Below are 7,455 nucleotides of genomic sequence, written 5' to 3'. Positions count from 1 at the left end.
GTAGCGATCCATGCACAGGGTTATCCACATTTTAGTGCGCAACTTTTTGCGCATAATAGCCATAAGCCACCACCCATCAAAATCACGAAAACCAGACGATGGAAGGAGCGTCAGAACGGTTACAGGACCATCCGCGGTACTGTCCGCAGACAACCCTTAGAAATGATTTGAAATAGCCAGGCCCTTTGAAAGACCCGCAGAGGCTATCAAATATGAAGAAACCATAATTTTCAGCGCATTAGATGCACCGACCCCCCCCTCACGACACTTTCACGATTTCTTGACGCATGCCTTGACCTCTCCTTAGCTTCAGGGAGTGCAAGTCACACAAAAATTCTCGTTCCGGGCCTCTAGCTCGCGCCTTTCAGCGCATGCCAGGGGCAGGTTTGCTGGTGCGTGTCGCCCTCTGATTTTGCCGTACAGCCCGTGACATTCAGCCAGCGTCCTGGCTGTTAAAACAGAGGAGATCCGCCATGAAAAAAACGTCGAGTCCTTCGGGCTTTGAGTATATTTTCTACGCGGTTTCCACGTCGCTGCTAATCGCAACCCCTGTGGAAACCCATGCAGTGAGCCTTGAGGATAACGATTCGTTCTACACACAGCCGGTAGACCTGCCAGCCGTGTCGATACAACCGGTCAGTATTGCCGGGTTGAGTCTGAGCAGCCTGAGCGGCTTCTCTGGACGCCAGGCGGAACGGGCAGTAATCGCGCCACAAGACAGCGTTGCCAGCCAATGGGCTCGCTTCCTGCCAACCCCAGGCAAGTCTGCAGGCACTGCACCGTCCAACCTTGATGCGCCAAACCAGAACCTGCAGATCAGCCCCGACCTGTTCGTCAGTGAGACCCGTGACGGCAATACTCACCGCGCCGGTTTCTTCGTCGGCCACAGCAACTTGCAAAGCCGCTTTGATGGTATGCGCCCACGCAGCAGCGAACCGAGGAATGCGGTCAAGCTGGAAGGTGAAAGCCTGGGCGTCTATTGGAGCATGACCCATGATCAAGGCTGGCATGTGGATGCCGTCGCCATGGGTACTCGCTTCGACGCCAGCGGCCGTAACGAAAGCGGCACTCGCCTTGACGGCACAGGCCACGCACTGACCTTCTCGGTGGAAGGTGGCTACCCCATTGGCCTGGGTGACAACTGGGTGATCGAGCCACAGGCACAATTGATCAACCAACAGTACTACCCCGGAAACCCCAACCAGGCCGAGATGCTGCAAAGCCACGACAGCCTGCCGAACTGGAGCGGGCGTGTCGGTGCACGCTTGTCCGGGCGCTATGAAGTGCGTGGTATGCCGATCGAACCCTATGTCCGCACCAACGTCTGGTATGACTTCTCCAATGCCGACACCCTCAGCCTCGACAAGGTCGACAAGATCAGCAGCAGCCGCAGCTCTGCCACGGTTGAATTGGGGATGGGTCTTGTCGCGCGGATGACGCCAACAGTGAGCTTGTTCGTCAGTGCCGACTACAGCAGCGTTGTCGACGATAACGCCCTGAATGGCCTGATTGGCAACCTGGGTGTGCGGATGCGTTGGTAGTGGCGCTGCCCTGTCGTCGACAACGCCAGTTCCTGCATGGGGCTCGGCATACCGGCCCCAGCAGGCGTCACGCCGTCATGCCGGTCGCAGGATCAGCACGGCCAACGGTGGAAGCTTCAACGCCAGTGACAGCGGTTGCCCATGGCTGGCTATCGGCTCACTGGCCACGCCGCCACTGTTGCCGCAATTCGAGCCGGCATAGTGTTCAGCATCGCTGTTGAGCACCTCACGCCAGTGCTTGCCGAATGGCACACCGATGCGGTAACCCTCACGTGGTACCGGGGTGAAATTGGCCACGACCAACAGTGGATCCCCCTCCGTACCGCTGCGCAGCCAGGCATACACACTGTTATGTGCATCGTCGCCAATCAGCCATTGGAACCCTTGAGGCTGGCAGTCCTGCTCATGCAACGCACGCTCCTCGCGGTACAGCCGATTGAGGTCACCCACCAGGCGCTGAACACCCAGGTGCTCGGGATACTTGAGCAAGTACCAGTCCAGTTCACTGTCATGGTTCCATTCGCGCCACTGGCCAAATTCACAGCCCATGAACAGCAGCTTCTTGCCCGGATGCGCCCACATGAACGTCAAGTACGCACGCAGGTTGGCAAACTTCTGCCAACGGTCGCCCGGCATCTTGTCAATCAATGAGTGCTTGCCGTGAACCACTTCGTCATGGGAGATCGGCAGGATGAAATGCTCGGAATACGCATAGATCAGGCCAAAACTCATTTCATTATGGTGGTATACGCGGTGTACCGGATCGTTCTGCATGTAGTGCAGCGTGTCGTGCATCCAGCCCATGTTCCACTTGTAGGAAAAGCCCAGCCCGCCCTGCTGGATCGGCTGGCTGACGCCGGGCCAGGCAGTGGACTCTTCAGCGATCATCAGCGCACCCGGCACTTCCTCGGCAACCACGGCGTTCAAATGTTTCAGGAAATCGATGGCTTCAAGGTTTTCACGACCGCCGTGACGGTTAGGTATCCACTCACCGTTTTTACGCGAGTAGTCCCGATACAGCATCGAAGCCACTGCATCGACCCGCAGTCCATCAATGTGAAAATGCTTGAGCCAGTGCAACGCCGAAGCCAGCATGAAACCATGGACCTCAGTGCGGCCAAGGTTGTAGATCAGCGTGTCCCAGTCTTGATGGAAGCCCTCCAGGGGGTTGTCATACTCATACAGCGCCGTGCCGTCAAAACGGGCCAGACCATGAGTGTCGCTCGGGAAGTGTGCGGGTACCCAGTCGAGAATCACGCCGATTTCGGCTTGATGGCAGGCATCGACAAAGGCGGCGAAATCCTCGGCCGAGCCATAGCGAGCGGTAGGCGCAAACAGCGACAGTGGCTGATACCCCCAGGAGCCGCCAAAGGGATGTTCCATGATCGGCATCAATTCAATATGGGTAAACGCCAGGCGCTGAATGTAGGGGATCAGGCGCTCGGCCAATTCACGCCAGTTGTAAAACCTTGCCACCTCCCCCTCATCGTCCAGCTCACACTGCCAGGAACCGGCATGCAGCTCATAGATCGACAAGGGGGCATGGGTCGCCTGGCGTTCACCGCGGGTCTGCATCCAGTAGTGATCCTGCCAGTCGTGCTGCAAGTGCCCGGCCACCTTCGACGCAGTGCTCGGCGGCAGCTCGGTGGCCCGCGCCAAGGGGTCGGCCCTGAGAGGCAGGATCCCTTCATGACCGAGAATTTCGTACTTGTATGCCTCACCGGGATACAAGCGAGGCACAAACAGTTCCCAGACGCCGCTTGAATGACGCAGGCGCATCGGATGCCGACGCCCGTCCCAGTTGTTGAAGTCACCGACTACCGAGACCCGCCGGGCATTGGGTGCCCACACCGAGAAACACACACCGTCGACACCGTCCACCTGCATCGGCTGCGCACCGAAGCGCGACGATAGGTCGCGGTGATTGCCTTCGGCGAACAGATAAAGATCCGTGTCACCCAGCAGCGGGCCAAAGCTGTAGGGGTCTTCGGTGATCTGTTCATTCCCCTCCCAACCGATTTTCAAGCGATAAGCCTGCGCGCTACCGATACACCCCGTGAACAATCCTTCAACGTCACGCTCTACCAGATCGGCGAGCACCTGATCGCTATCGCGGGCCAACACCTGCACCGTCAATGCCTTGGGCAGGTAGACCCTGACCCACTGAGCACCAGCACCATCAAGGTGCGGCCCCAGCACTGCAAACGGATCAGCATGCTCGGCCTTTACCAGCGCCTCGATATCCCGATGGTCAAGCCGCCCCTCCTCCCGCTTGTGCACGCTCATCTACTGCTCTCCCCAGGTACTGATAAGCCCATGCAGACCATGCAAGGACATGGCCAACCCGCGTGGGCAATTTTCGGCTTCATGAGCCCCTGCGCCAGCCAACACCCTGGCAGCAGCATAGACGAAGGTACGCACTATGCTGCAAGCAACCGCAGGTAACCGTATACCCGGAACAGTTGTCGCAATCATGAAATGCAAACGGGCGCCCTCGGCGCCCGTTCGTGATAAGCCCAGCAGAATCAGCCGCGCTTGCAGGTATTGATTCCCAGCAACGAATACGCCGGGCAAAACCGGAAAACACCGGTCAACAACGGCACCACCCCGAGCCAGCCCCAAAGGCCGATTACTCCGGCCAGGCTCAAGCCAATGAGAATCAAGCCTGCAATAACCCGCAGGCTACTGTCGATGGTTCCAACGTTTGCGTTCATGGCGATCTCCCGATCAGTGCGTGCGCCGGTTCTCCAGCGCCGCAAACAGCAACATGCCGGCCAGCATGGCCGATACGAAGACAAGGCTTTGCCAATGCCCGGTCAACAACACTGCAACCGCCGGCCCCGGGCATATACCGGCAATTCCCCAGCCCACACCGAACACCAGGCTGCCGCCGATCAGACGACGATCCAGCTCACGCTTGACCGGTAATTGCATGGGCAGGCCCAGCAACGAGGTCGAGTGTTTGCGTGCCCAGGTCAAAGGACCGCTGGCCACCGCTATCGCGCCGATCATCACCAGTGCCAGCGAGGGGTCCCAGGCACCGCCAAGATCGAGAAACGCCAAGACTTTGCCCGGGTTGGCCATCCCCGCCAGCAGCAGCCCGATACCGAACAGGAGTCCCGCAAAAAATGCTGTCAGTCTGCTCATGCTCAACCTCCCCACAGATGACGCACGACAAACACCGTGGCAAAACCACTGGCCATGAAGCACAGGGTTGCCACCAGCGAGCGTCCAGACATCCGCGAAATGCCGCACACCCCATGACCACTGGTACACCCGGCGCCATAGCGCGTACCGATACCGACCAGCAAACCTGCACTGGCCAGACCAAACACCCCGTTCTGGAACTCAAGGCTTGGCAACGCAGCAAAAAGCCCCCAAACCAGCGGTGCAACCAGCAACCCCAGGAGGAACAGGGCTTTCTCGCCGCGGCCTTCGCCGTCACGTTGCAAGACACTGCCAAGCAGGCCGCTGATACCGGCTATCCGCCCATTGGCCAGCACGAACAGGCTGGCCGCCAGGCCAATCAGCGCACCACCGGCCAGGGACGAGCCTGGCGTGAAATGTAACCAGTCGATGTTCACGAAGCCTCTCCTGCACAGAACAGTTGATACAGCGTATTGATCACCGCCAACGCCGCCGGGCTGCTGATCCGATAATAGATCTGCTTGCCTTCGCGGCGGGTGGCAACCAAGCCCTCGCGGCGCAACACCGCGAGTTGTTGCGACAAGGTCGGTTGTTGAATACCCAGCAGCGCCTCCAAGTCGCTGACGTTGCGCTCGCCCTCGGTCAGTTGGCACAGCAACAGAAGACGATCCGGGTTGGCCAAGGCCTTGAGCAATTGACTGGCCTGGTCGGCATTGGCATGCAGTTGCTGGATATCGAGGGGTTGCACGTGGCTGTTCATCTCAGGCGGGAGCATTCAGTTAAGATAATAACAATCTATTACTTTGTATATTGTATGGCAAGCAAAACGCCACCGGGAGGCGACATTGCACCGCTCCCCGGTGGCGTCTGCTGATCAACGTTGATCTAGGTGTTGTTGCCCTGACGCGCGCGCAGCTCTTCGATACTGATTTCACGCATGCGAAACTTCTGCACTTTCCCGGTAACGGTCATCGGGAACTCGTCGACAAAGCGGAAGTAACGCGGTGTCTTGAAGTGCGCGATACGGCTCTTGCACCACTGTTGAAGCTCGATCTCGCTGGCGCTGTGGCCCGGGTGGAACTTGATCCAGGCCACGATTTCCTCGCCATAGCGGTCATCCGGAATGCCGATGACCTGCACATCGGCCACCGCTGGATGGGTGAAGAAGAACTCTTCCAGCTCGCGTGGGTAGATGTTCTCTCCGCCGCGGATGATCATGTCCTTGTTACGCCCGGCGATGCACACATAGCCCCGCTCATCCATCGTCGCCAGGTCACCGGTGTGCATCCAGCCTGCCGGGTCGATGGCATCACTGGTTGCCGAAGGGTTGCCCCAGTAACCCAGCATGACGCTGTAGCCTCGGGTACAGAGCTCACCGATCTGCCCGCGCGGGACGACGCAGCCGTGCTCGTCGATGATCTTGCTTTCCAGTTGCGGCTGGGTACGCCCAACGGTGGTCACCCGCAGTTCCAGCTCATCGTCCGGCCCGGTCTGCAACGACACCGGGCTGGTCTCGGTCATGCCGTAGGCGATCTGCACCTCGCTCATGTGCATCTCATTGATGACCCGGCGCATCACTTCGATCGGACAGGTCGCGCCGGCCATGATCCCGGTACGTAGGCTGGAGAGGTCGAACTCGCCACGTTGCGGATGGTCAAGCAAGGCAATGAACATGGTCGGCACGCCATACAGCGCGGTGGCACGCTCTTCACTGACCGTACTCAAGGTCAGCAACGGGTCGAAGGCATCGTTGGGATAAATCATGGTGCTGCCATGGGTGACACACCCTAGGTTACCCATGACCATGCCGAAGCAATGGTACAGCGGCACCGGAATCACCATGCGGTCGTGCTCGGTAAGGCCCAGGCTCTCGCCGACCATATAGCCATTGTTCAGGATGTTGTAATGGCTTAGCGTCGCGCCTTTCGGAAACCCGGTGGTACCGGAGGTGTACTGGATGTTCACCGGCTGATCGAACTGCAGGCTGTGCTGGCGGGCCAGGTACTCCTGCTCACCGACACCTTCGGCCAAAGCAGCCAGATTGCGCCATGGGAGAAAACCACCTGGCGGTTGTGCCGCAAGGCTGATCACGCCGTGCAGATCCGGCAGGCGCTCACTGTTCAACTGGCCCGGCGCCTGATGTGCGAGGTCAGGCAACAACTCGCCGAGCATCTCGTGGTAGTTCGAGGTTTTGAACGCATCAGCACAGATCAGCCACTGGCAGCCTGACTGTCTGAGCACATACTCCAGCTCACTGGTGCGGTAGGCCGGGTTGATGTTGACCAGGATCACACCGACCTTGGCACTGGCGAATTGGGCAATGCACCATTGAGCGCAGTTCGGCGCCCAGATACCCAGTCGGTCACCGGTTTTCATGCCCAGCGCCATAAACGCTCTGGCGTGCTGGTCGACACTGTCAGCCAGTTGCTGCCAGGTGTAACGTATCTGCTGGTGACGCACCACCAGGGCCTCACGATCAGCAAAGCGCGAGGCCGTGTGGTCGAAAGCCTGGCCGATGGTCTTGGCCAGCAAGGGTTTATCCTGGCGGCCCTGGGTGTAGCTCGGTTGATTCATGGCGGTCCCTTTTTGTGTTTGTTCTGGGAGCGGATTCAAGCGGCTCTTACTCTGGCGCAAATTTACGTTAACGTAAAGGTCATGGTGCGATTGACAGTTAACAGCGGCAGGTTTACGTTAACGTAAAGGTTAGAAATGAATGGCCGCGGTATTGGCCAGTCGCTTAAAAGCCCGCGACACGGACCTCATAGAA

At 58.7% G+C, this 7,455-nt stretch carries 7 protein-coding genes; 1 reads left to right on the top strand and 6 read right to left on the bottom strand.

From position 1 onward, the window contains the following. The first annotated feature begins 473 nt into the window (after positions 1 to 473). On the top strand, positions 474 to 1,541 hold the full coding sequence (locus IE038_RS22235) for an autotransporter domain-containing protein (RefSeq protein ID WP_163935138.1): 1,068 nt from the start codon (positions 474 to 476) through the stop codon (positions 1,539 to 1,541). 75 nt (positions 1,542 to 1,616) lie between these two features. Here IE038_RS22235 and glgB read toward each other — a convergent pair whose 3' ends face one another. The 6 genes from glgB to IE038_RS22205 form a co-directional block, all read right to left on the bottom strand. Next, positions 1,617 to 3,827, bottom strand: coding sequence for a 1,4-alpha-glucan branching protein GlgB (glgB, locus tag IE038_RS22230; protein ID WP_189396300.1), 2,211 nt, complete (start codon positions 3,825 to 3,827; stop codon positions 1,617 to 1,619). Between the two features lie 239 nt (positions 3,828 to 4,066). Further along, a complete protein-coding gene (locus IE038_RS22225; protein WP_163935135.1) occupies positions 4,067 to 4,255 on the bottom strand; it encodes a YgaP family membrane protein in 189 nt (62 codons plus the stop codon). 13 nt (positions 4,256 to 4,268) lie between these two features. Beyond that, entirely contained in the window at positions 4,269 to 4,688 is a 420-nt protein-coding gene (locus IE038_RS22220) for a DUF6691 family protein (protein ID WP_163935131.1), read from the bottom strand. 2 nt (positions 4,689 to 4,690) lie between these two features. After that, positions 4,691 to 5,125 carry a YeeE/YedE family protein gene (locus IE038_RS22215; protein ID WP_163935128.1) on the bottom strand — a complete coding sequence of 145 codons (435 nt, stop codon included), beginning with the start codon at positions 5,123 to 5,125 and terminating at the stop codon, positions 4,691 to 4,693. Beyond that, positions 5,122 to 5,448, bottom strand: a complete 327-nt coding sequence (locus IE038_RS22210; RefSeq protein ID WP_163935125.1) for an ArsR/SmtB family transcription factor — start codon at positions 5,446 to 5,448, stop codon at positions 5,122 to 5,124. Before IE038_RS22210 ends, IE038_RS22215 begins: the two co-directional genes overlap by 4 nt. Before the next feature lie 125 nt (positions 5,449 to 5,573). After that, positions 5,574 to 7,262 carry an AMP-binding protein gene (locus IE038_RS22205; protein WP_163935123.1) on the bottom strand — a complete coding sequence of 563 codons (1,689 nt, stop codon included), beginning with the start codon at positions 7,260 to 7,262 and terminating at the stop codon, positions 5,574 to 5,576. Positions 7,263 to 7,455 lie beyond the last annotated feature (193 nt).

Source organism: Pseudomonas laurentiana (genome assembly GCF_014648275.1).
Classification (GTDB): Bacteria; Pseudomonadota; Gammaproteobacteria; order Pseudomonadales; family Pseudomonadaceae; genus Aquipseudomonas; species Aquipseudomonas laurentiana.
This window is presented reverse-complemented; position numbering and strand designations above follow the sequence as displayed.

Coding starts and splice junctions, on each gene's coding strand:
- IE038_RS22235 (WP_163935138.1), top strand. CDS start 474: ATGAAAAAAACGTCGAGTCCTTCGGGCTTTGAGTATATTTTCTACGCG.
- glgB (WP_189396300.1), bottom strand. CDS start 3,827: ATGAGCGTGCACAAGCGGGAGGAGGGGCGGCTTGACCATCGGGATATC.
- IE038_RS22225 (WP_163935135.1), bottom strand. CDS start 4,255: ATGAACGCAAACGTTGGAACCATCGACAGTAGCCTGCGGGTTATTGCA.
- IE038_RS22220 (WP_163935131.1), bottom strand. CDS start 4,688: ATGAGCAGACTGACAGCATTTTTTGCGGGACTCCTGTTCGGTATCGGG.
- IE038_RS22210 (WP_163935125.1), bottom strand. CDS start 5,448: ATGAACAGCCACGTGCAACCCCTCGATATCCAGCAACTGCATGCCAAT.
- IE038_RS22205 (WP_163935123.1), bottom strand. CDS start 7,262: ATGAATCAACCGAGCTACACCCAGGGCCGCCAGGATAAACCCTTGCTG.